Consider the following 21,808-nt stretch of genomic DNA (forward strand, 5'->3'; position numbering starts at 1 on the left):
GCCATGACCGGACACACGCAGAACGAGATCACCGTGGCGGCCCCGCTCGACCTGGTCTGGGACATGACCAACGACCTGGAGAACTGGCCGCGGCTGTTCAGCGAGTACGCGTCCGTGGAGATCCTCTCCCGCGAGGGCCGCAAGACCACGTTCCGGCTCACGATGCACCCGGACGACAACGGCAAGGTCTGGAGCTGGGTCTCCGAGCGCGAGCCGAACCGGGAGACGCTGACCGTGCGCGCCCGCCGGGTGGAGACGGGTCCGTTCGCCCACATGGACATCCACTGGCGGTACGAGGAGGTGCCGGCCGGGGTGCGGATGATCTGGACGCAGGACTTCGCGATGAAGCCGGACGCGCCGGTCGACGACGAGTGGATGACCGACAACATCAACCGGAACTCCAAGGTCCAGCTGGCCCTGATCCGGGACCGCATCGAGAAGGCCGCCGCGGAGCGCGGATCCACTCCGGGCCTGACCGACTGAGCCGGACGGAGGACACTCCCCCATGCACCAAGCCCTGATCGTCGCCCGTATGGCCCCGGGTTCCGCCCCCGACATCGCCAAGGTGTTCGAGGAGTCGGACCGGGGAGAGCTGCCGCACCTCGTCGGGGTCGTCCGGCGCAGCCTCTTCCAGTTCGGCGACGTGTACCTGCATCTGATCGAGTCCGAGCGCGACCCGGGCCCGGCCATCGCCAAGGTGACGAACCATCCCGAGTTCCGGGACGTCAGCGAGCGGCTGACGGCGTACGTCAGCGCGTACGACCCCGAGACCTGGCGTTCCCCGAAGGACGCCATGGCGCAGCGCTTCTATCTCTGGGAGCGCGAACCGTCCGGCTGAGTCCGCGCCGGTGTCACCGGTCGCCGGGTCCGCGACGCTGCGGACTCGGCGACCGGTGGTTCGGGGACCGGTGGTTCGGGGACGTCAGTCCGGGACGTGGCAGTCGAAGGCGTGCAGGTAGGGGTTGACGGGCCGGATGTCGTCGATGACGAGGCCCGCCTCGGTGAGCCGGCTCACCATGGACTCGGTGGTGTGCTTCGCCCCGCCGACGTTGAGGAGCAGCAGCAGGTCCATGGCGGTGCTGAACCGCATGGAGGGGGTGTCGTCGACGAGGTTCTCGATGACGACGACCCGGGTGCCGGGGCCGCCCGCGTCGATGACGTTGGCGAGGGTCCGGGCGGTGGACTCGTCGTCCCACTCCAGGATGTTCTTGATGACGTAGACGTCGGCCTGGACGGGCACGGCCCTGCGGACGTCTCCGGGGACGATCCGGGCGCGGTGGGCGAGGTCGCCGCCCTCGCGCAGCCGGGGCACGGCGTTGTCGACGACGCGGGGCAGGTCGAGCAGGGTGCCGTGCATCGCGGGGTACTTGTCGAGCAGGCTGGCCACGACATGGCCCTGGCCGCCGCCGATGTCGGCGACGGACTTGCTGCCGGACAGGTCGAGGAGCGCGGCGACCTCCCGCGCGGACTGCTCGCTGGAGGTGGTCATGGCCTTGTTGAAGACCTCGGCCGATTGGGGGGCGTCCTCGTTGAGGTAGGTGAAGAACTCCTTGCCGTACAGGTCCTCCACGACGTTGTGGCCGGTGCGCACGGCCTCGTCCAGCTTGGGCCAGGCGTCCCAGGTCCACGGCTCGGTGCACCACAGGGCGATGTTGCGCAGGCTGTGCGGGTCGTCCTCGCGCAGCAGCCGGGACATGTCGGTGTGGGTGAACGTGCCGTCGGGGCGCTCGGTGAAGACGCCGTAGCAGGACAGGGCGCGCAGCAGCCGGCGCAGTGGCTTCGGCTCGGTCTTCACCGCGGCGGCGAGGTCCGCGACGGTCATGGGGTCCTCGCCGAGGGCGTCGGCGACGCCGAGCCGGGCCGAGGCGCGCAGGGCGGCGGCACATGCCGCCCCGAACACGAGCTCCCGCAGCCGCATGGGTGGGGGCGGGGCGCTTTGAGCGGTCGTCATGTGCCGCCTTTCTTCTTCTCGGTGGGGTGGTCCGCTCAGCACAGACCCGCGGGCTTGGACGCCTTGCAGGTGTTGCGCTCGAAGGTGTTGCCCTTGCCGGCGGTGTCCGTGACGACGAGGTCGGCCGGGGAGTTGCCCGACAGCCTGTTGTCGCTGATCCGGTTTCGCTCGCTGGTGGTGCCCACGAAGCTCTTGAACAGGACGATGCCGCCGGAGAGCGGGGAGGTGCCGGCGTTGTCCCTGATCTCGTTCCCGGTGACCACGCTGTCCTCGGCGCCGGTCAGGACGATGCCGGAGCCCTGGAGGGCGTCGAGCCGCGCGGTCTTGGGGCAGGACTTGTTGTTGCCGACGATGCGGTTGTCGCGCACGGTGACCCGGCCGGCCTTCGGCTTGTTCTCGTCGCCGACGACGAAGACGGCCGCGCAGTTGCCGGTCATGAGGTTGCCGGCGACGGTGAGGTCGCGCAGCCGGCGGACGGTGACGCCGATCCGGTTGCCCTCAAGCCGGTTGCCCTGGACGAGTGTGCCCCTGGTCTCCGTGGCGCCCCGCTCCTCCTTGACGGTGTTGGCGAGGAACAGTCCGGCGTCGCCGTTGTCACGGGCGGTGTTGCCGCGCAGGACCGTGCGCTCGGAGGCCTCGGTGGCGATACCCCAGACCCCGTTCTTCCGCGCCGTGACCTGACGTACGGTCAGTTTGTCGGTGCCCGTGGCGTAGACGCCGTTCTTGGTGAACCCGGTGACGGTCAGGTCGGCGACGGTGACGCCCTTGACCTTGCGGTCCTTGGTGCCGATCAGACAGATGCCGTTGCCGTCGGCGGCACAGGTACCGGCGGCGGCCTTCTTCTTGACCGGGGCCGGCCGGAGCACGGTACGGGAGCCCGCGCCGCGCAGGGTCACCCCGTCGGTGGTGACGGTGACGCTCTCGCGGTAGGTCCCGGCGGACACGTAGACGGTGTCACCGGGGTCGGCGGCGTCCACCGCCTTCTGGATGGATTGTCCCTGCTTGACCACGTGGATCGCGTGGTACGGGTGCCCGACGGCCGCCGGGGCGGCACCGAGCCCCGTCCCGACGATCGCGGCGGTGCACGCCAGGTACAGAACATGGCATTTCGTCATATTTCACAAGATATGCCCGAATTCTTCGGAAGCCGTGACACGGACCGTCCTGCGGCGTGTCACCTCACCCGGCCCGCCGCTCACCCGGTCTGCCGCGCGAACGCCGCGTACGCCCGCTCGTCGAAGAGCACGAACCGGACCTCCTCGACCGACGTGTCCGCGGCCCGGACCGTCTCCACCGCGATGCGGGCCGCGTCGTCCAGCGGCCAGCCGTAGATGCCGGCCGAGACGGCGGGGAAGGCGACCGTGCGGGCGCCGAGTTCGTCCGCGACGCGCAGGGACTCGCGGTAGCAGGAGGCCAGGAGGGCGGAGCGGTCCTCGCTCGCGCTGTACACGGGACCCACGGTGTGGATGACCCAGCGGGCGTCCAGGTCACCCGCCGTGGTGGCGACCGCCTGGCCGGTGGGCAGGCCCTTGCCGTACTGCGAGGCGCGCAGGCGGCGGCAGTCGGCGAGGACGGCGGGGCCTCCCCTGCGGTGGATGGCGCCGTCGACGCCACCGCCGCCGAGGAGCGAGGAGTTGGCCGCGTTGACGATGGCGTCCACGGACTGGTCGGTGATGTCGCCCTGGACGAGGGTGATGGTGGTCATGCCTGTGTATACCAACCGGCTGCCCCGACCGGCCCGCCTTTTTGACGGGGTGTCAGTTCTGGGCGCGCAGCCTGCGCCATACGGCCTTCGCCGCGTTGTGGCCCGACATGCCGTGGACGCCGGGGCCCGGTGGGGTGGACGAGGAGCAGATGAACACGGCCGGGTGCGGGGTCGCGTACGGGGTCAGGGAGAACTTGGGGCGCAGCAGGAGCTGCAGGCCGGTGGCCGCGCCGGTGGCGATGTCGCCGCCGACGTAGTTGGCGTTGCGGGCGGCGAGTTCGGCGGGGCCGGCGATGGCGCGGGCGAGGACGCGGTCGCGGAATCCCGGGGCGAACCGCTCCAGTTGGCGTTCGATGGCGTCGGTGAGGTCACCGGTCCAGCCGTTGGGCACATGCCCGTAGGCCCAGAACACCTGCTTCCCGGCCGGGGCGCGGGTGGGGTCGGCGACCCCGGGCTGGACCGTGATCAGGAAGGGCCGTTCGGGTGCGCGGCCCTCCTTGGACGCGGCGCGCAGGGCGGTGCCGATCTCCGCGCTGTCCGCGCCGATCTGCACGGTCCCGGCCACCCGGGCCTCCGGCGCGGTCCAGGGGACCGGTCCGTCGAGCGCGTAGTCGACCTTGAAGGCGGCGGCGCCGTAGCGGAAGCGCGCGTAGTGGCTGCCGAAGCCCGCGATGCGGGCGAGGGCGGTGGGTGAGGTGTCGAAGACGTAGGCGCGGGCCGGGGGCAGGTCGTCGAGGCGCTTGACCTCGTAGTCGGTGTGGACGCTGCCGCCGAGGTCCTCGAGGTGGGCGGCGAGGGCGTCGGAGATGGCCTGGGAGCCGCCGCGGGCGACCGGCCAGCCGCGGGCGTGCGCGGCGAGGGCGAAGACCAGTCCGACGGCGCCGGTGGCGAGGCCGCCGAGCGGGGCCATGACATGGGCGACGAGTCCGGCGAAGAGGGTCTTGGCCTTCTCGTCGTGGAAGCGGCGGGTCAGCCAGGTGGACGGGGGCAGACCGGCCAGGCCGAAGCGGGCCAGGGTGACCGGGTCGCGCGGGAGCGCGGTGAGCGGAAGCGACATGAAGTCGCGGACGAGGGTGTCCCAGTGGGGCAGGAACGGCTCGACGAGCCGGCGGTACGCGCCCGCGTCGCGCGGGCCGAAGGACGCGGCGGTCTCCGCGACCGACCGGGACAGCACGGCGGCACTGCCGTCGGGGAAGGGGTGCGCCATGGGCAGTTCGGCGTGCAGCCACTCCAGGCCGTACCGCTGAAGGGGCAGGGCGCGGAACGCCGGTGAGTTGATGCCGAGGGGGTGAGCCGCGGCGCAGGGGTCGTGGCGGAAGCCGGGGAGGGTGAGCTCCTCGGTGCGCGATCCCCCGCCCACGGTGTCGCGCGCCTCGAACAGCGCCACGGAGAAGCCGCGTCTGGCCAGCTCCACCGCGGCGGTCAGCCCGTTGGGCCCCGCTCCCACCACGACCGCATCGAGCATCGACGGCACTTGCGACCCCTTCGTCAGCGCGTGACCTCCGCAGCCCGGCGGCCTCCGGGATCAGGATATGCCGGGGGTATGACAGCCCGCCGAAGGGCCGCCCGGCAGCCGTCGTCCCGCCGACGTGCCGCCGATGTGCCCCCGGCGTGCCCTCCGGCGTCGGTCAGCCCGCCGCGGGCGCCCCGTTCGCCAGCAGGTCCGCCACGCGGCGGGCCGTGGCCGCGTCGCGGGCGGCGGTGAAGGGCAGGGAGTTGCCGCCGGTGATACGGAACGGTTCGCCGCTGAGGGTCAGGTGGGCGCCGCCCGCCTCCTCGACCAGCAGCAGTCCGGCCGCGTGGTCCCAGGCGGCCTCCCAGGAGAAGGCCGTGGCGTCCAACTCCCCCCGGGCTATGGCGAGATACTCCAGGCCGGCCGATCCGCAGGGGCGCGGTGCGACGCCGTCCACGCGCAGGGCCAGCAGGGCGCGCTTCTGCTCGTCGGTGGTGTAGTCCGGGTGGGAGGTGGCCACCACCAGGTCGCGGCCGGGCGCGGGCGGACCGGCGAACAGCCGCTCGCCGTCGAGGAAGGCGCCGCCGCCACGCACCGCGGTGGCCAGCTGGTCGCGGGCCGGGGCGTGGATCCAGGAGGCCAGCAGAACGCCGCGGTGGGCCAGGGCGACCAGCGTGCTGAAGCCCTCCTCGCCGCGGACGAACTGGCGGGTGCCGTCGACCGGGTCGACGATCCACACCGGGGCGTCGCCCTGTATCGCCTCGTACGTCGCCGGGTCGGCGTGGACCGCTTCCTCGCCGACGACCACCGAGCCGGGCAGCAGGGCGCCGAGGGCGCCGGTGAGGAACAGCTCGGCACCTCGGTCGGCGTCGGTCACCAGGTCGTGCGGGCCCGCCTTCTGGACGACCTCGTGGTCGGCGAGGCGCCGGAAGCGGGGCATGATCTCGGCCGCGGCGGCCTTGCGGACCGCTTCCGCCACGTCGGCCGAGTGACGGGCGAGAAACTCGTCGAAGCCGTCGATGGGTTCCTTGTCTTCGATCATGCCTCCATGAGAGCACGCCCCACTGACAATCCCCACCCCGCCGGTGCACTCCGGGCGGAATCGGGATGAACAACCGGCGCGTCCGCCCCGGGATCACCCTGGGTCAGCGTCCCACCGCGTACCCCTGCATCCCCCGCGGGTTCGCCGCCGCCGACAGGACGCCGCTCTCCGGGTCGCGGGCGACCGCGCACAGCCGCCCCTCGGACCAGGGCGCGCCGACGGTCACGTCGTGGCCGCGCCGCCGCAGCCCCTCCACCACCTCGACCGGCATCCGCGACTCGACGGTGACGCTGCCCGGCCGCATGCCGCGCGGATAGAAGGACCCGGGGAAGGAGTCGTTGTGCCAGTTCGGGGCGTCGATCGCGCCCTGGAGGTCGAAGCCGCCGCGCACGCGCGCGTGGTGGGCGACAGCGAGGAAGAAGTGCAGCTGCCACTGGTCCTGCTGGTCGCCGCCGGGGGTGCCGAAGGCCAGCACCGGCACCCCGTCACGCAGGGCGAGTGAGGGCGTGAGGGTGGTGCGGGGGCGACGGCCGGGGGTGAGCGAGTTGGGCAGGCCCTCCTCCAGCCAGGTCATCTGCAGCCGCGTACCGAGCGGGAAACCCAGCTCCGGGACGACCGGGTTGGACTGGAGCCATCCGCCGCTGGGCGTGGCCGCGACCATGTTGCCCCAGCGGTCGACGACGTCGAGGTGGCAGGTGTCGCCCCGGGTGAGCCCCTCACCGGTCACCTCCGGCTCGCCCGGCACCGGCGACGCCGGAGGCTGGGCGACGGTCGGCTCACCGACCCCCATCGGGCTGAACCCCGGCTCCTCGGAGAGCACCACGTGCGCGTGCGCGCTGAGCCGGGGCGGACGTCCGCCGGGGCTGCCGGGCCGTAGTCCGTACGCCGCCTTGTCGCCGACGAGTGCGCGGCGCCCGGCGTTGTAGTCGTCCGACAGCAGCTCGGTCAGCGGGACCTCGGCCGCGTCGCCGTACCAGGCCTCACGGTCGGCCATGGCGAGCTTGCAGCCCTCGACCAGCAGATGGACGTACTCCGCGGAGCCGTACGCGGGCAGTTCGGGCGGGAGCAGGGCGAGCTGCTGGAGGAGGGCCGGGCCCTGGCTCCAGGGGCCGGCCTTGCACAGGGTCCAGCCGTTCCAGTCGTACGTCGCCGGAGGCTCGTAGGTCGCGGACCAGGCGGCGAGGTCGGCGGCGGTGAGGGTGCCCGTGTGGTGCTCGCCGCTGGTGTCCAGGGTGGGGCGGGCCGCCTGCCGGACGAGCGCCTCGGCGATGAAACCGGTCCGCCACACCTCCCGCGCCGCCTCGATCCGCGCCTCGCGGTCCCGGGCCCCGGCGGTCTCGGCGAGGAGCCGCTTCCAGGTGGCGGCGAGGGCGGGGTTGCGGAAGAGGGCGCCGGGCCGGGGCGCCTCGCCGCCGGGCAGGTACACCTCGGCCGACGAGGTCCACTCCGTCTCGAACAGTTCCCGTACGGTCTCGACGGTCGCGCCGACGTTCTCCACGGGCGCGTGCCCGTGCTCGGCGTATCCGACGGCGTACTTGAGGACGTCGGCGAGGTCCTTGGTGCCGTGGTCGCGCAGCAGGACCATCCAGGCGTCGAACGCGCCGGGCACGGCGGCGGCCAGCGGACCGGTGCCGGGGACGAGGTCCCGGCCGAGGCCCCGGTAGTGGGCGACCGTCGCGCCCGCCGGTGCCACGCCCTGTCCGCACAGCACCCGCACCTCGCCGCCCGCAGGAGCGAGCAGGACGGGCACCTCGCCGGCCGGGCCGTTGAGGTGCGGTTCGACGACGTGCAGGACGAACGCCCCGGCGACGGCGGCGTCGTAGGCGTTGCCGCCGTCCTCCAGGACGGCCATCGCGGACTGCGAGGCCAGCCAGTGCGTGGAGGACACCATGCCGAAGGTGCCCTGAAGGGTGGGCCGGGTGGTGAACACGGAGGGGCTCCTCACTGCGCTACAGCCGATCTTGTGATCGTACGGCTGCCATCAGTGGTCACTCATGGCAAGAAATGACCGTTTCCTCTTGTTTGCTTGGCGTTTCCGCGCAATGAATCGACCGCTCCCCAATGGGCCGACGATGTCCCAGAAGGGGCGCACCCCTTCGTCACCAGCCGTGCACACTGCGCGTTTTCGCTTTCGCCCCACAGGGAGTCGTGTGACACTGGCGTCCTTGTCCGCACTGCGGACTGCTGTCCGCGCCGTCCCCCACGAAAGTGCGCCGTGCGTTCTCTTCCACTGCCGCTCGCCCTCACCGCGCGTCTCACCCCGGTGGCCGTGCTCGCCTGCGCGGGCTGGGTGCTTTCGTCAGGTCCGGACAACGACGCCCCGGACACCACGGCCAAGCAGACCCAGAAGAGCCAGTCCGAGAAGAAGACGGCCGACGGCGGCTCGTCCGACACCGCCGCGTCCAAGACGTACGACGCCGCGCTCGCGCCGTGCACGAGCGTGGCCGCCAAGACGATCACCTCGCTGGTGCCGGGCGCCAAGACGGCCGGCAAGGAGATCCCCTCCACGGACACCACACTGCGCCGCACCTGCTCCTGGAACGCGCTCAAGGGGTTCGACTACCGCTGGCTCGACATCTCCTTCGAGATCACGGACTCCGACGACGAGGCACAGTCCACGTTCACGGACCGGCTGAAGGAGAAGAGCGGCGGCGGTGACGTACCGGGGCTCGGCGACGCGGGCTACTCGGTGGTGAACCTGACCACGGAGGACAAGCAGCAGACCCGGGAGGGCACCGTCATCGCCCGGGTCTCCAACGCGCTGGTCGTCGTCACCTACAACGGCAGCGACTTCGAGACGAAGAAGGCCCCCAGCACGGACGTGATCAACAAGGGGGCGATCAAGGCCGCGAAGGAGGCCGTGGCCGCGCTGCAGAAGAGCGCCGGCTGAGCGACCCGTACACACGGCCACGGCCGGAGGGTCCAGGACCCTCCGGCCGTTCCTCGTCGGCCGTGCGTCAGGCGGCGCTCCGCTCCCGGCGTCCGGTCAGCGTCATCAGGACCAGGTACACCAGCATGGAGGTGCCGAGGCCGACCGCCCAGCCGTAGTCGGCGAGGGACTCGAGGGCCGGGATGGGCCTGCCGTCGATGATCGGCTTGAAGCTGGCGCCGCCGATCGCGAGGACACCGCCCGTCAGGAAGGCCACCACGGCGGGCCAGTTCCAGCCGCCGTCGTACCAGTAGCGGCCGCCCGCGCGGTACAGGTCGGTCAGGTCCAGTCTGCCGCGGCGCAGGATCCAGTAGTCGGCGATGAGGATGCCGGCGACCGTGCCGAGCAGACCGCCGACCAGGCCTAGCCACGTGAAGATGTAACCCTGCGGGTCGGAGTACAGCTTCCACGGGAAGATCAGCACCCCGATGACACAGGTGGCGAGGGCGCCCGTGCGGAAGCTGATCCTGCGCGGCGCCACGTTGGAGAAGTCGAACGCGGGCGAGACCAGGTTGGCCGCGATGTTCACGGACAGGGTCGCCACCAGCACGGTCACCAACGCGAACAGCAGCCCGAAGACGTTGTCCGTCTTGGCGGCCAGCTCGACCGGGTTCCAGATCGTCTCCCCGTACACGGCTTGCGAGCCGGAGGTCACAAGCACCGACAGCAGCGCGAACAGGGTCATGGTCGTGGGAAGACCGAGCGCCTGCCCCCAGGTCTGCGCCTTCTGGGACTTGCCGTAGCGGGTGAAGTCCGGGATGTTCAGCGACAGCGTCGACCAGAAGCCGATCATGCCCATCAGGGAGGGCCAGAACAGCTTCCAGAAGTCGCCGCCCCAGCCGAGCTTGGAGGGCTGGTCGAGCAGCGGGCCGAAACCGCCCGCCTTGTTGCTCATCCAGATCAGCATGACCAGCGCGCCGACGATGACGAAGGGCGCCGCCCAGTTCTCGAAGCGGCGGATGGTCTCCATGCCCCGGTAGATGATCGCGACCTGGATCGCCCAGAAGATCGCGAACGACAGCCACATGGTCCAGGGGTGGCCGCCGATCGCCCCGGCCTCGCTCCAGCCGTTGCCGATCAGCTTCCCGGCGAGGAAGTAGATCGCCTCGCCGCCGATCCAGGTCTGGATGCCGAACCAGCCGCAGGCCACCAACGCCCGTACGACAGCGGGGAGGTTGGCGCCGCGGATGCCGAAGGAGGCGCGGGCGAAGACCGGGAAGGGGATGCCGTACTTCGGTCCCGCGTGCCCGGTGAGCAGCATCGGGACCAGCACGATCACATTGGCCAGGGCGATGGTGAACACCGCCTGCTTCCAGTCCATGCCGACGGCGATCAGACCGGAGGCGAGCGTCCACGACGCCGTGTTGTGGGCCATGCCGACCCACAGCGCGGAGAAGTTGTAGGTGTTCCAGGTGCGCTTCTCGACGGGAACCGGCAGCAGGTCCTCGTTGGCGTACGGGCCACTGGGCGGCGGGGACCCCGGGGCGAACTCCACGCGCCCGTCGGGGAGGGTCACTTGGTCGGACACGGGTATGGCCGTGGGAGCGGTGTCGGTCATGGGCAGGCCAATCAAACGAGGGGCGGATCCGGAAAGGCCGTGCGGGGTCTCCGGCCCCCTCCTCCGGACAGTGGAGGAGGGGAGAACTGGAGTGGGGGGACGGGGAGTTGGTTTTCGGGGCTGTGTCAGCCGTTGACGGCGGGGATCACCGTCGTGCCGTACGCGTCGATGACCCTCTCGCGCGCGTCGTGCATGTCGTAGACGGCGAACTGGTCGACGCCCAGGGCGCGCAGGGCGTTCAGCTTCTCGATGTGCTTCTCGACCGGTCCGATGACGCAGAACCGGTCGACGATCTCGTCGGGCACGAACGCGGTGTCGGGGTTGTCGCTGCGGCCGTGGTGGGAGTAGTCGTACCCCTCGCGGGCCTTGATGTAGTCGGTGAGTTCCTCGGGGACCTGGGAGGAGTGCTCGCCGTACTTCGACACCAGGTCGGCGACATGGTTGCCGACCATCCCGCCGAACCAGCGGCACTGGTCGCGGGCGTGGGCGAGCGCCTCGGGCGAGTCGTCCTCGGTGACGTAGGCGGGGGCGGCGACACAGATCCTCACGTCGCCGGGGTCACGGCCGGCCGCGACCGCCGCGTCCTTGACCGCCTTCACCATGAACTCGGTGAGGTACAGGTCGGACAGCTGCAGGATGAACCCGTCGGCCTCCTCGCCGGTCATCTTCAGCGCCTTCGGCCCGTACGCGGCCATCCAGACGGGGAGCTTCGCGTCCTCCTTGATCCAGGGGAACCGGATCACCGTGCCGCCGAGGTCGGCCTCCTGCCCCGAGCCGAGGGCCCGGATGACCTTCATGGCGGCGCTGATCCGGGCGAGGGTGTTCGGGGCGCGGCCGGCCACGCGCATCGCGGAGTCGCCGCGGCCGATGCCGCAGACCGTGCGGTTGCCGAACATGTCGTTGAGGGTGGCGAAGGTGGAGGCGGTGACCTCCCAGGTGCGGGTGCCAGGGTTGGTCACCATCGGTCCGACGGTCAACTTGCTGGTGGCGGACAGGATCTGACTGTAGATCACGAACGGTTCCTGCCAGAGCACGGCGGAGTCGAAGGTCCAGCCGTAGGTGAAGCCGTTGTCCTCCGCGCGTTTCATCAGCTCGACGACCTTCGAGGCCGGCGGATCGGTCTGCAGGACGAGTCCGAAGTCCATGGGCGCCCTTCCTAGTTGAGGTACTGACAGGTGGAGCGCGGGGTGTAGACGCCGTGACCCGCGCGTCCCGTGTACTCCCGCTCGGTGATGACGAGTTCGCCGCGCGACAGGACCGACTCGACGCGGCCGGTGAGACGCTTGCCCTCGTACGCCGAGTAGTCGACGTTCATGTGGTGCGTCTCGGCGGAGACGGTCTGCTCGGCGTGCGGGTCGTAGATGACGACGTCCGCGTCGGCACCGGGGGCGATGGTGCCCTTCTTCGGGTACATGCCGAACATCCGGGCCGGGGTGGCGCAGGCGATCTCGATCCAGCGGCGGCGCGAGATGTGCCCGTCGACGACGGCCTGGTGGAGCAGGTCCATCCGGTTCTCGACGCCCGGCAGACCGTTGGGGATCTTGGAGAAGTCGCCCCGGCCGAGCTCCTTCTGGCCCGCGAAGCAGAACGGGCAGTGGTCCGTCGACACCACCTGGAGGTCGTTCGTGCGCAGGCCCTGCCACAGCTTGGCCTGGTGCTCCTTGGGCCTCAGGGGCGTCGAGCACACGTACTTCGAGCCCTCGAAGTCGGGCTCGGCGAGGTTGTCGGTGGACAGGAACAGATACTGCGGGCAGGTCTCACCGAAGACGTTCAGCCCCTCGTCGCGCGCCCGGGCCAGCTCGGCGACCGCCTCCATGGCGGAGACGTGCACGACGTACAGGGGCGCGCCGGCGACCTGCGCGAGCTTGATCGCACGGTGGGTGGCCTCGGCTTCGAGGAGGGCCTTGCGGACCTCGCCGTGGTAGCGGGGGTCGGTCTCGCCGCGGGCCAGCGCCTGCTCCACCAGCACGTCGATCGCGATGCCGTTCTCGGCGTGCATCATGATCAGACCGCCGTTGTCGGCGGAGCGCTGCATGGCGCGCAGGATCTGGCCGTCGTCGGAGTAGAAGACACCCGGGTAGGCCATGAACTGCTTGAAGGAGGTGACGCCCTCCTCGACGAGGTGGTCCATCTCCTTGAGCGTGTCCTGGTTCACGTCGGAAACGATCATGTGGAAGGCGTAGTCGATGGCGCAGTTGCCCTCGGCCTTGGCGTGCCAGGCGTCCAGGCCGTCGCGCAGGGTGTGGCCGACGCTCTGCACCGCGAAGTCGACGATCGTGGTCGTACCGCCCCAGGCGGCGGCGCGGGTGCCGGTCTCGAAGGTGTCGGAGGCGAAGGTGCCGCCGAAGGGCAGCTCCATGTGGGTGTGGGCGTCGACCCCGCCCGGGATGACGTACTTCCCGGTGGCGTCGATGACCTGCCCGTCGGTCCAGGCCTCGGCGGCGGGGGTGCCGGAGGCGGCGAGGGCGGCGATACGGCCGTCCTCGATCAGGACGTCGGCGTGGATCTCGTCGGACGCGGTGATGACGAGACCGCCGCGGATGATTTTACGGCTGCTCATATTCCGTCTCCGGAGCGGTAGTTGATCGTCTGCGGGTCGTCTGTGGTTGATCGCGCTCACGCGGCGGAGCCGCATATGTCAGGGCCCCGCGCCCCCAAAAAAAACCTGGTGCGCGGGGAACTGCCATGGTCACGGGGTCGTCAGCGGGCCGTACGCCTCCGGGCGGCGGTCGCGGTAGAACTGCCAGCGGTCGCGGACCTCGCGGAGTTTGGCCATGTCCAGGTCGCGGACGACGAGTTCGGTCTCCTTGTCGCTGGCGACCTCGCCGACGAACTGGGCCTCCGGGTCCACGAAGTAGGAGGTCCCGTAGAAGTCGTTGTCGCCGAGTTCCTCGGTGCCGACCCGGTTGATCGCGCCGACGAAGTACTCGTTGGCGACGGCCGCCGCCGGCTGCTCCAGCTGCCACAGGTAGGCGGACAGGCCGCGCGAGGTGGCCGAGGGGTTGAAGACGATCTCGGCGCCCTCCAGGCCGAGTGCCCGCCAGCCCTCGGGGAAGTGGCGGTCGTAGCAGATGTAGACGCCGATCTTCCCGACGGCCGTGTCGAAGATCGGCCAGCCGACGTTGCCGGGACGGAAGTAGAACTTCTCCCAGAAGCCCTTGACCTGCGGGATGTGGTGCTTGCGGTACTTGCCGAGGTAGGAGCCGTCGGCGTCGATCACGGCGGCGGTGTTGTAGAGGACGCCCGGCTGCTCCTCCTCGTACATCGGGAGCACCAGGACGATGCCCAGTTCCCGGGCGAGGGCCTGGAAGCGCTGGACGATCGGGCCGTCCGGGATCTGCTCGGCGTACTCGTAGAACTGCGGGTCCTGGACCTGGCAGAAGTACGGTCCGTAGAACAGCTCCTGGAAGCACAGGACCTGAGCACCCTGCGCGGCCGCGTCGCGGACCGCCTGCTCGTGTACCTGGATCATCGATTCCTTGTCGCCGGTCCAGGCCGTCTGGAACACGGCGGCGCGGATCACTCTGCTCATCGGGACCTCCGGTCGCTCGGTGTGAGAGGACCTTAGAAAGCCGACGAGCCCGCTTTGAGTTGCACGGTGTCACGTCTGGGGGAGCTGGGCGTGCCACCGTGTCACGTCCGCCAAGTCCCATGTTTCACCGCCGTTTTCGCAGGTCGATCCATGTTTCGAGGGTGTTGCCCCGGGGCTGCCCGGACCGGTGGGTCAGGCTTGCTGGGCGTCGTGCGCGAGGAGCGCGATATGCACGGAGGCGGCCTGTTCGAAGTCGTCCAGGTCCACCCCGAGCCGGGCCTGTATCGCCTCCAGGCGGCGGTAGAGGGCGGGCCGGGAGACATGGTGGAGCTGGGCGGTGCGGGACTTGTTGCGGCCGGTGGCGAGATAGGTGCGCAGGACGGCGAGGAGGTCGTCGCCGGCCGCGCACAACAGGCCGTCCAGCTCGCGCTCGGCGAAGGACTGCACGTGCGGGTCGTCGCGCAGCAGCCGGATCAGGCCGCGCAGATGGACGTCCTTGAGGCGGACGACGGGCGGCAGGTCGAGGGCGGCCGAGGAGTCGGCGACGGCGTCGGCGACGTGCTGGGCCTCGCGCAGCCCGGCCGGGACCTCGTCCCACAGGGTGCGCGGTCCGGCCGAGGCGACGACCGTGCGGGCCTCCCCTGACTCGGTGCGCAGCCGGGCCGCGAAGTGCGCGGCGAGCGCCTCGGCGTCCTGGTCGCGGGCGAGGCTCAGCAGCACGGCGGTGGCCCCGTCGGCGAGTTCCGCGACCAGTCCGGGCAGGCCCAACAGGCGGAGCATGCGGTCGAGTTGGGCGGGATCGCCGTCCCTGACGACCAGGGGGACGAAGGTGCGCCGGTTGACGGGCAGTCCGGCCGCCCGGGCCCGCGGCAGCAACTGGCGGGCCGGTACGACGCCGGAGGCGAGGTCGGTGAGGAGGCTCTGCGCGGACTGCTCCTCCCAGGTGTGGGCGGAGGTGCCGCCGAGCATGCGGTGCAGGACGAGGGCCTCGGCGGCCCGGTCGGCGAGGAGGCGGCCGCCGGCGGTGGCGCCGCGGTAGCCGCACAGCATGATCTCGCCCCATCGCTCGCCGCGTCCGCCGAGTTCGGCGCGGATCCAGCCGTCGCCCTCGGTGCCGCCGGCCTGCCGGGCGATGCGCTCCCAGTCCCGCAGCACGTCGTCGACAGCCGAGCGTTCTCCGCCGGTGGCCAGTACCCGGTGGGCGAGGTTGGTGACGACGACGGGGCAGCCGGTGTGGTGGGCGATCTCGTCGAGCAGCCGCTGCAACGGGGCCCCGGCGGTGATCAGCCCGGTCAGGGCGGTCCGTACGGCCTCCGAGAGGCTGACGGCGGCGAACTTGCGGCGTACGAGCCGGGACTGGACCTCCTCGGTCAGCTCGGCGAACGGGAACGGCCGGTGCAGGACGACCAGGGGCAGCCCGCACCGCTCGGCGGCGCGTCGCATCGCGTCGGGCGGGGCGGGGAAGGCGCGCCCGAGGCCCAGGACGACGGCTGCGGCCTCGGCGCGGTGCAGGGAGCGGATGTACTCGGCCTGGGCGTTCTCGTCCCCGGCGAGCAGCACGCCGGTGGTGAGGACCATCTCGCCGCCGGTGAGCATCACGCCGACGTCCGGGGCCTCGGCGACGTGCACCCAGCGCACCGGCCGGTCGAGCCGGTCCGCGCCGGCCACCACCTCGGGGTCCCCGGCCAGGACGCGTTCCAGGGACAGGACCTGACGGACCGACAGGGCGGGTTCCAGGGGCTCGACGGGCCCCCAGGTCTCCAGGGTGGTGGTCATGGCGGTGTTCCCTTGCTCGACCGGCGCGGTGCCGGGACTGCGCGGCGGGCGCCGCTGCTACTGCGTGCTCCTCAGCGCGCTTTCGAGGATCGCGGCGCCCTCCTCGGCCTCCGCGACGGTCAGGGACAGCGGCGGGGCGATGCGCAGGGCACTGGTGTCGTGCCCGCCGCCCTTGCCGAGCAGCAGGCCGCCCGCACGGGCCGCCTCCAGCACGGCGGACGCCCGCTCCGGGTCGGCCCTGTCGGTGCCGGGTTTCGTCAGTTCGACGCCGATCATCAGGCCGCGTCCGCGTACCTCCCGTACGCCGGGGTCCTGGGCGGCGACGGACCGCAGCCGCTCGATGAGCAGGCCGCCGACGCGCCGGGCGTTGCCCTGGAGGTCGTGTTCCAGGAGGTAGGTGAGGTTGGCGAGGCCCGCGGCCATGGTGAGCTGGGTGCCGCCGAAGGTGGAGATGCTGTTGGCGTCCAGGCAGTTCATGATCTCGGCGCGGGCGACGACACCGCCGATGGAGGAGCCGTTGCCGATGCCCTTGGCGAAGGTGACGATGTCGGGCGGGCCGCTCTGGCCGTGCGCCTGCCAGCCCCAGAAGTGGTCGCCGGTGCGGCCCCAGCCGGTCTGCACCTCGTCGGCGATCCACAGGATGCCCCGCTCGTGCAGCACGTCCCGGAAGGCCGCGTACAGGCCGTCGGGGGGCGAGGTGAAACCGCCGACGCCCTGGATGGGCTCGGCGATCAGGGCGGCGGGCGGGCGGGTGTGGCCGAGGAGGTCCTTGAGGTCGTCGACGCAGGCCGCGATGTACTCCTCGTCGCTCAGCCCCGCGAACGGGCCGCGCCCGCGTACCCCGCCGTGCACGTACAGCGTCTGCAGCGGGGACAGCGAGGTCGGGGACCAGCCGCGGTTGCCGGTGATGCCGACGGCGCTGAAGGAGCGGCCGTGGTAGCTGTTGCGCATCGCCAGGACCGTGTTGCTGCGCCGGTAGGCGGTGGCGAGCAGCAGGGCCGTGTCGTTGGCCTCGGTGCCGGAGGTGGTGAAGAAGACGCGGGCGTCCGGGATGCCGCTGAGCTGGGCGATCCGCTCGGCGAGCTCGACCATCGGCCGGTTGAGGTACAGCGTGGAGGAATGGACGATCCGTCCGGCCTGCTCGCTGACCGCCTTGGTCACCTCGGGCAGGGCGTGGGCGGTCATCGTGGTGAGGATCCCGCCGAAGAAGTCCAGGTACCTGGTGCCGTCGGCGCCCCAGACGTGCCGCCCCTCCCCGTGGGTGATCTCCAGCGGCTCCTCGTAGTAGAGCGCCAGCCAGTCCGGCATGACGCTCCGGTGACGCGCGTACAGGTCGCTCACGGCTGTACCAGCCCTTCATAGGCGTCGGGGCGGCGGTCGCGGTAGAAGGCCCACTGCTGCCGCACCTGTTCGATCAGGTCGAAGTCCAGGTCGCGGACGACGAGTTCCTCGCTCCTGTCGCTCGCGACCTCGCCCACGAACTGGCCTCGCGGGTCGACGAAGTACGACGTCCCGTAGAAATCGTTGTCCCCGTACTCCTCTACTCCCACACGGTTGATCGCCGCGACGAAGTACTCGTTGGCGACGGCCGCGGCGGGCTGCTCCAGCCGCCACAGGTGGCTGGACAGGCCGCGGTGGGTGGCGGAGGGGTTGTAGACGAGCTGGGCGCCGTTGATGCCGAGCTGCCGCCAGCCCTCGGGGAAGTGGCGGTCGTAGCAGATGTACACGCCGATCTTCCCGACGGCCGTGTCGAAGACGGGCCAGCCGAGGTTCCCCGGCCGGAAGTAGTACTTCTCCCAGAAGCCCTTGACCTGCGGGATGTGGTGCTTGCGGTACTTGCCGAGGTAGGAGCCGTCGGCGTCGATCACGGCGGCGGTGTTGTAGTAGAAGCCGCTCTGCTCGACCTCGAAGACCGGGACGACGATCACCATGCCCGTCTCGCGCGCGAGGTCCTGCATACGACGTACGGTCGGCCCGTCCGGCACCGGCTCGGCCCAGCGGTAGTGCTCGGGCTCCTGCACCTGGCAGAAGTAGGGGGCGTTGAAGACCTCCTGGAACCCGATCACCTTCGCGCCCTGCCGGGCCGCCTCGCGGGCGTGCTCCTCGTGTTTCGCCACCATGGACCCGGTGTCGCCGGTCCAGGTGGCCTGGACCAGTGCGGCACGTACGACGTCGGTCATGAGCTGCTCCTTCGACGGGACGTCAGAGCCTCTACGCCCGTAGACGAAGGTCGTAGAGGGACGAACGTAAGCCTCCGGGAGGGGCTTGCCAAGACCATCGTCGTTAACCCGCGGAGTCGATCGCGTTTCACACTCACGTGGGTGAGCCGGGGGTCGGACGGCGTAGCACGGACGCCCTGCCCGCACCAACAGTAGCCCCGCCCCCGGCCCTCGTCCCGGGCCTTCCGGGCGGGTGCCGCCACACCGTCGAGGACGGTACGGGCGGCGTCCGGGTCGGTGCCGTGGGAGGACGAAGTCCTCGTAGCCGTCGTTCTGCGGGGGTGCGGCCGTGCGTGGCGTACGGGACTCCCGGCCCGGCCTCGGAGCGGGAAACCGTCTGCGGGAGAACGGTCAGGCGGTGAAGCCGGCGACCCTCAGGGCGTGGATCAGGTCCCAGTGGCGTTGTTCGGAGATGCCGCGGGCGGACTCCAGGAGGAGCGGGATGAGGGTCTGGGGGTCGGGGGCGGCGCTGCGGGCCGTCTCCTCCGGGGTGCGGACGCGGACGTAGGCGTCGAGCAGGGCGCGGGCCTCGCGGCGGCGGCCGTCGGTGTGCAGCCGGAGGACGGCCTGTCCGATCTCCTCGGCCGGGCGGGCGACGCCCTGCCGCAGGATCTGCTCGCCGTCGGCCGTGCGCCCGACCGCGACCAGGGCGTCCGCGGCCTCCACCAGCCGGTCGGCGGGCAGGGAGGCGGCCTCCCAGAGCAGGGTCGTCCAGTCTGCGCTCAGCCCGGCGCGCTGCAGCTCGGCGGCGAGCAGCGGGATCCGGCCGGCCGGCCAGTACGCCAGCTCCACGAGCAGGGCGTGCGCCTCGCCGCTGCGGCCTTCCCCCCGCAGCCCCACCAGCCGCTCCACCGCCCGCACGGTCTCCCGCCGTGCCTCGGCGTCCAGCGGCTCCCGCTGCGGCTCCTCCCGCTCCGCCCGCTCGGCCGCCCCCGCGAACCGCGCGCCCCGGAGCGTACGCCGGGCGGCGGGAGCGGGCTCGGACAGCACGGGCCCGGCCGCCGGCGGTACGACGACTGCGGCGTCCTCCTCCTCGGCCATCCCGGCGAACCGCGCACTGCCCCGCCGCCGCTTGCGCTGCTTGGGGAGGGGGCCCTTCTCGGGGGCGGGGACGGGGACGGAGGGCTCGGCGGTGGCTGAAGCGGGGGTGGGCGTGGGGTTCGGGCCCGGGGCCGGGTCGTATCCGGGAGCGGAACGCGGAGCCGGGTCGAACACGGAGGCCGTGTCGAACACCGAGGTCGAGTCGAAGCCGGAGGCAGAGGCCGGGCCGAAGCCCGCGGCGGAACCCGGAGCGGGGTCGAAGGCGGGGGCCGCGGCCTGCGCGGGGGCCGGGCGCTGGGGTGCGGCCGAGTCGGCGGCGCTCCGGCTGCCCGCCGAGGGCTCCGCGCGGTAGGCGAAAGCCGTGGGACCGGTCGCCGCCTCCGCGGCTCGCCTGGAACCACCGGGAGCCGATGCCGCTTCGGCACCGCGCGCAGACCCACCGCGCGCCGAACCACCGTAGGCCGACCCGACCTCGGCACCATGCCCCGCACCACCCTGGTCCGACGTGACCTCGCTACCACGCGCCGAACGGCCGCGGGCGGATGCGGCGTCGCCGTCCTGCCGCGCGGCCGGGCGGCCCGCGTCGGAGTCCGCCCCGTACGCGGCGGCGGCAGGACCGCCCGCCGTCCCGTGCGCCGCGGAGCCACCCCCCGTCCCGTGCGCGTACGCCGACCCGGTCCCGTTCGCGTAAGCCGGCCCCGACCCGTGCGCCGGTGCCGGCCGGTGTATCGCGTGGTCGCCGGCCAGGTGCTGCCTCTCCCCCGCCCTCCGGTCCGACTCGGCCATCCGGTAGCGGAGTTCGGCGCAGCGGGCGACGGCGCGTTCATGGTCGTCGTGGGCCCAGGCGAGGTCGAGGCGGATGGCCTCGGCGTCCTCCTGGGTGGCCGCGGCGGCGAGCAGGCGCCCCAGTTCGGCCTGGCGTTCGGCGGCATAGCGCTGTTCGCGGAGCATCACGTCGAGCCGGTCGCCGAGGGCCGCACGGCCGCCGGGACGCGCGTCGTACGCGGCGAGCGCGGCGGCGTGCAGGGACCGTGCGCGGTCGGCCTCCTGGGCGGCGGCCGGAGTGCCGTACTCGGCGGCGAGGTCCTGGAGCACGGCTTCCACGACGTCCCAGGGCGGCACCTCACGCCCGTCGAGGCAGGCCTGCATACCGTCGGGGTCGCGCTGCCAGAACACCGCGCACCAACCGGCGCCCTGGTCGAGGCGCGCCAGCAGCCCGCTCAGGTAGTTCGCGAACTCCCGCACCTGGCCCGGGAGTTGATCCACACCCATCGCACAGCTCCCGCCCGACCGGAACACTCCGGTCCGTAGAAAACACCAGCCGTGTTACAGCCGGGCTACGCGGAGTTTTCAAAGCGGACGCGGAGGCCGCCTTGCGCGGCCTTGGCCGGAAAGAGCCCCTGCCGCCACCGACTTCACCCCGGCCTCACGCTCCAGCCACACGACGGCCTCACACGGCGGCCGGCACACATCGCCCGGCCAACTCGTCCATGGACAGTCCCAGCGCGGCGGCGAGCGCGGCGACGGTGAAGAACGCCGGGGTCGGCGCCCGCCCGGTCTCGATCTTGCGGAGGGTCTCGGCGGAGATGCCCGCGCTCGCCGCGATCTCGGCCATGCTCCGGCCGCCGCGCGCCTCACGGAGCAACTGCCCGAGCCGCTCGCCGCGCTCACGCTCTTCCGGTGTCAACGGGTTACGCACCATGCCACCATTGTAATACCGGTATAGTAATTGGCATGGTGGAACTCAAGACCCGGGCGTCGATCGACGCCATGTACGAGGCGGGCCAGGTCGTCGCACGCGCCCTGACCGCGGTACGCAAGGCCGCCGACGTGGGCGTCTCCCTGCTGGAGCTGGACGAGGTGGCGCGGGACGTCCTGCGGGAGGCGGGCGCGGACTCCCCCTTCCTCGGCTACCGGCCGGCCTTCGCGCCGACCCCGTTCCCGGCGGTGATCTGCGCGTCGGTGAACGACGCGATCGTGCACGGCATCCCCACCCGCTACCGGCTGCGCGACGGCGACCTCGTCTCGATCGACTGCGGGGCACACCTGGACGGCTGGGCCGGCGACTCGGCGATCAGCTTCACCGTCGGCAGGGCGCGCCCGGCCGACCTCCGGCTGATCGAGACGGCGGAGCGCGCCCTCGACGCCGCCATCGCGGCGGCGGTCCCCGGCAACCGCATCGGCGACATCGCACACGCGATCGGCACGGTCTGCCGCGCGGGCGGCTACGGCATCCCCGACGGCTTCGGCGGCCACGGCATCGGCCGCCACATGCACGAGGACCCCGGGGTCCCCAACGAGGGCCGTCCCGGCCGGGGCATGCGCCTGCGCGCCGGCATGGCGATCGCCATCGAGCCCATGCTCATCGCGAGCGGCCGCGACGACTGGCACACCACAACGGACGGCTGGACCCTCCGCACGAACGACGGCTCAAGGGCAGCCCACGTGGAACACACGGTGGCAATAACGGACGAGGGCCCAAGGGTCCTGACCGAGAGACGGTAGAGCAGCCAACCCAAAAGGGGTGCGGGGCTGTATCGACATGCGGCTCCGCCGCGATGGGGGTCCCCCCGCTCGAGCGAAGCCGAGAGTGGGGGAGCGA

General features: G+C 71.7%; 19 protein-coding genes. 4 read left to right on the forward strand and 15 right to left on the reverse strand.

The window, feature by feature from the left end; all coding sequences use genetic code 11:
• Window positions 1-3 precede the first annotated feature (3 nt).
• Together ACLZN2_RS07205 and ACLZN2_RS07210 are read left to right on the forward strand one after the other, a co-directional pair.
• The gene (locus ACLZN2_RS07205; protein ID WP_416977522.1) at window positions 4-483 is read left to right on the forward strand and encodes an SRPBCC family protein; all 480 of its coding nucleotides are present in this window, start codon (window positions 4-6) and stop codon (window positions 481-483) included.
• Between the two features lie 22 nt (window positions 484-505).
• Complete coding sequence (locus tag ACLZN2_RS07210) at window positions 506-838, forward strand: TcmI family type II polyketide cyclase (protein WP_416977523.1); 333 nt, start codon at window positions 506-508, stop codon at window positions 836-838.
• A gap of 84 nt (window positions 839-922) precedes the next feature.
• Here ACLZN2_RS07210 and ACLZN2_RS07215 read toward each other — a convergent pair whose 3' ends face one another.
• The 6 genes from ACLZN2_RS07215 to ACLZN2_RS07240 form a co-directional block, all read right to left on the reverse strand.
• Window positions 923-1,951, reverse strand: a complete 1,029-nt coding sequence (locus ACLZN2_RS07215) for a methyltransferase (protein WP_416977524.1) — start codon at window positions 1,949-1,951, stop codon at window positions 923-925.
• Window positions 1,952-1,986: 35 nt separating this feature from the next.
• Window positions 1,987-3,066: a right-handed parallel beta-helix repeat-containing protein gene (locus ACLZN2_RS07220; protein WP_416977525.1), complete on the reverse strand. Its 1,080-nt coding sequence runs from the start codon at window positions 3,064-3,066 to the stop codon at window positions 1,987-1,989.
• 80 nt (window positions 3,067-3,146) lie between these two features.
• The gene (locus tag ACLZN2_RS07225) at window positions 3,147-3,656 is read right to left on the reverse strand and encodes an O-acetyl-ADP-ribose deacetylase (RefSeq protein ID WP_416977526.1); all 510 of its coding nucleotides are present in this window, start codon (window positions 3,654-3,656) and stop codon (window positions 3,147-3,149) included.
• A gap of 52 nt (window positions 3,657-3,708) precedes the next feature.
• The gene (locus ACLZN2_RS07230; RefSeq protein ID WP_416977569.1) at window positions 3,709-5,121 is read right to left on the reverse strand and encodes a phytoene desaturase family protein; all 1,413 of its coding nucleotides are present in this window, start codon (window positions 5,119-5,121) and stop codon (window positions 3,709-3,711) included.
• A 163-nt stretch (window positions 5,122-5,284) separates the two neighbouring features.
• On the reverse strand, window positions 5,285-6,151 hold the full coding sequence (locus tag ACLZN2_RS07235) for an inositol monophosphatase family protein (protein ID WP_416977527.1): 867 nt from the start codon (window positions 6,149-6,151) through the stop codon (window positions 5,285-5,287).
• A 103-nt stretch (window positions 6,152-6,254) separates the two neighbouring features.
• Entirely contained in the window at window positions 6,255-8,081 is a 1,827-nt protein-coding gene (locus tag ACLZN2_RS07240) for a gamma-glutamyltransferase family protein (RefSeq protein ID WP_416977528.1), read from the reverse strand.
• A 285-nt stretch (window positions 8,082-8,366) separates the two neighbouring features.
• Between ACLZN2_RS07240 and ACLZN2_RS07245 the strand changes: the two genes are divergently transcribed.
• Window positions 8,367-9,041 (forward strand): hypothetical protein, encoded by a 675-nt coding sequence (locus ACLZN2_RS07245; RefSeq protein WP_416977529.1) that lies wholly within the window; start codon window positions 8,367-8,369, stop codon window positions 9,039-9,041.
• Between the two features lie 67 nt (window positions 9,042-9,108).
• Here the strand turns inward: ACLZN2_RS07245 and ACLZN2_RS07250 are convergent, their stop codons facing one another.
• The 9 genes from ACLZN2_RS07250 to ACLZN2_RS07290 form a co-directional block, all read right to left on the reverse strand.
• Window positions 9,109-10,638, reverse strand: coding sequence for an NCS1 family nucleobase:cation symporter-1 (locus ACLZN2_RS07250; protein ID WP_416977530.1), 1,530 nt, complete (start codon window positions 10,636-10,638; stop codon window positions 9,109-9,111).
• A 125-nt stretch (window positions 10,639-10,763) separates the two neighbouring features.
• Window positions 10,764-11,783: a TIGR03842 family LLM class F420-dependent oxidoreductase gene (locus ACLZN2_RS07255; protein WP_416977531.1), complete on the reverse strand. Its 1,020-nt coding sequence runs from the start codon at window positions 11,781-11,783 to the stop codon at window positions 10,764-10,766.
• An 11-nt stretch (window positions 11,784-11,794) separates the two neighbouring features.
• Window positions 11,795-13,198, reverse strand: coding sequence for a dihydropyrimidinase (gene hydA / locus ACLZN2_RS07260; protein WP_416977532.1), 1,404 nt, complete (start codon window positions 13,196-13,198; stop codon window positions 11,795-11,797).
• Window positions 13,199-13,327: 129 nt separating this feature from the next.
• Window positions 13,328-14,170: a nitrilase-related carbon-nitrogen hydrolase gene (locus ACLZN2_RS07265; RefSeq protein WP_416977533.1), complete on the reverse strand. Its 843-nt coding sequence runs from the start codon at window positions 14,168-14,170 to the stop codon at window positions 13,328-13,330.
• A 192-nt stretch (window positions 14,171-14,362) separates the two neighbouring features.
• Window positions 14,363-15,946: a PucR family transcriptional regulator gene (locus ACLZN2_RS07270; protein ID WP_416977534.1), complete on the reverse strand. Its 1,584-nt coding sequence runs from the start codon at window positions 15,944-15,946 to the stop codon at window positions 14,363-14,365.
• Between the two features lie 57 nt (window positions 15,947-16,003).
• A complete protein-coding gene (locus tag ACLZN2_RS07275; RefSeq protein WP_416977570.1) occupies window positions 16,004-17,254 on the reverse strand; it encodes an aspartate aminotransferase family protein in 1,251 nt (416 codons plus the stop codon).
• 29 nt (window positions 17,255-17,283) lie between these two features.
• On the reverse strand, window positions 17,284-18,126 hold the full coding sequence (locus ACLZN2_RS07280; protein WP_416977535.1) for a nitrilase-related carbon-nitrogen hydrolase: 843 nt from the start codon (window positions 18,124-18,126) through the stop codon (window positions 17,284-17,286).
• Between the two features lie 390 nt (window positions 18,127-18,516).
• Entirely contained in the window at window positions 18,517-20,478 is a 1,962-nt protein-coding gene (locus ACLZN2_RS07285; RefSeq protein ID WP_416977536.1) for a hypothetical protein, read from the reverse strand.
• A gap of 178 nt (window positions 20,479-20,656) precedes the next feature.
• Window positions 20,657-20,908, reverse strand: coding sequence for a helix-turn-helix domain-containing protein (locus ACLZN2_RS07290; protein WP_416977537.1), 252 nt, complete (start codon window positions 20,906-20,908; stop codon window positions 20,657-20,659).
• A 32-nt stretch (window positions 20,909-20,940) separates the two neighbouring features.
• Between ACLZN2_RS07290 and map the strand changes: the two genes are divergently transcribed.
• Window positions 20,941-21,711, forward strand: a complete 771-nt coding sequence (map, locus tag ACLZN2_RS07295; protein WP_416977538.1) for a type I methionyl aminopeptidase — start codon at window positions 20,941-20,943, stop codon at window positions 21,709-21,711.
• Window positions 21,712-21,808: the final 97 nt, after the last annotated feature.

The organism is Streptomyces sp. T028 (assembly GCF_048159505.1).
Taxonomy (GTDB): Bacteria; Actinomycetota; Actinomycetes; order Streptomycetales; family Streptomycetaceae; genus Streptomyces.

What these genes read in the sequence shown, in the direction of transcription:
- ACLZN2_RS07275 (WP_416977570.1), bottom strand. Translation starts at nt 17,254, where the DNA reads ATGCCGGACTGGCTGGCGCTCTACTACGAGGAGCCGCTGGAGATCACC.
- ACLZN2_RS07225 (WP_416977526.1), bottom strand. Translation starts at nt 3,656, where the DNA reads ATGACCACCATCACCCTCGTCCAGGGCGACATCACCGACCAGTCCGTG.
- ACLZN2_RS07235 (WP_416977527.1), bottom strand. Translation starts at nt 6,151, where the DNA reads ATGATCGAAGACAAGGAACCCATCGACGGCTTCGACGAGTTTCTCGCC.
- ACLZN2_RS07250 (WP_416977530.1), bottom strand. Translation starts at nt 10,638, where the DNA reads ATGACCGACACCGCTCCCACGGCCATACCCGTGTCCGACCAAGTGACC.
- ACLZN2_RS07285 (WP_416977536.1), bottom strand. Translation starts at nt 20,478, where the DNA reads ATGGGTGTGGATCAACTCCCGGGCCAGGTGCGGGAGTTCGCGAACTAC.
- hydA (WP_416977532.1), bottom strand. Translation starts at nt 13,198, where the DNA reads ATGAGCAGCCGTAAAATCATCCGCGGCGGTCTCGTCATCACCGCGTCC.
- map (WP_416977538.1), top strand. Translation starts at nt 20,941, where the DNA reads ATGGTGGAACTCAAGACCCGGGCGTCGATCGACGCCATGTACGAGGCG.
- ACLZN2_RS07290 (WP_416977537.1), bottom strand. Translation starts at nt 20,908, where the DNA reads ATGGTGCGTAACCCGTTGACACCGGAAGAGCGTGAGCGCGGCGAGCGG.
- ACLZN2_RS07215 (WP_416977524.1), bottom strand. Translation starts at nt 1,951, where the DNA reads ATGACGACCGCTCAAAGCGCCCCGCCCCCACCCATGCGGCTGCGGGAG.
- ACLZN2_RS07280 (WP_416977535.1), bottom strand. Translation starts at nt 18,126, where the DNA reads ATGACCGACGTCGTACGTGCCGCACTGGTCCAGGCCACCTGGACCGGC.
- ACLZN2_RS07255 (WP_416977531.1), bottom strand. Translation starts at nt 11,783, where the DNA reads ATGGACTTCGGACTCGTCCTGCAGACCGATCCGCCGGCCTCGAAGGTC.
- ACLZN2_RS07270 (WP_416977534.1), bottom strand. Translation starts at nt 15,946, where the DNA reads ATGACCACCACCCTGGAGACCTGGGGGCCCGTCGAGCCCCTGGAACCC.
- ACLZN2_RS07265 (WP_416977533.1), bottom strand. Translation starts at nt 14,170, where the DNA reads ATGAGCAGAGTGATCCGCGCCGCCGTGTTCCAGACGGCCTGGACCGGC.
- ACLZN2_RS07210 (WP_416977523.1), top strand. Translation starts at nt 506, where the DNA reads ATGCACCAAGCCCTGATCGTCGCCCGTATGGCCCCGGGTTCCGCCCCC.
- ACLZN2_RS07220 (WP_416977525.1), bottom strand. Translation starts at nt 3,066, where the DNA reads ATGACGAAATGCCATGTTCTGTACCTGGCGTGCACCGCCGCGATCGTC.
- ACLZN2_RS07205 (WP_416977522.1), top strand. Translation starts at nt 4, where the DNA reads ATGACCGGACACACGCAGAACGAGATCACCGTGGCGGCCCCGCTCGAC.
- ACLZN2_RS07230 (WP_416977569.1), bottom strand. Translation starts at nt 5,121, where the DNA reads ATGCTCGATGCGGTCGTGGTGGGAGCGGGGCCCAACGGGCTGACCGCC.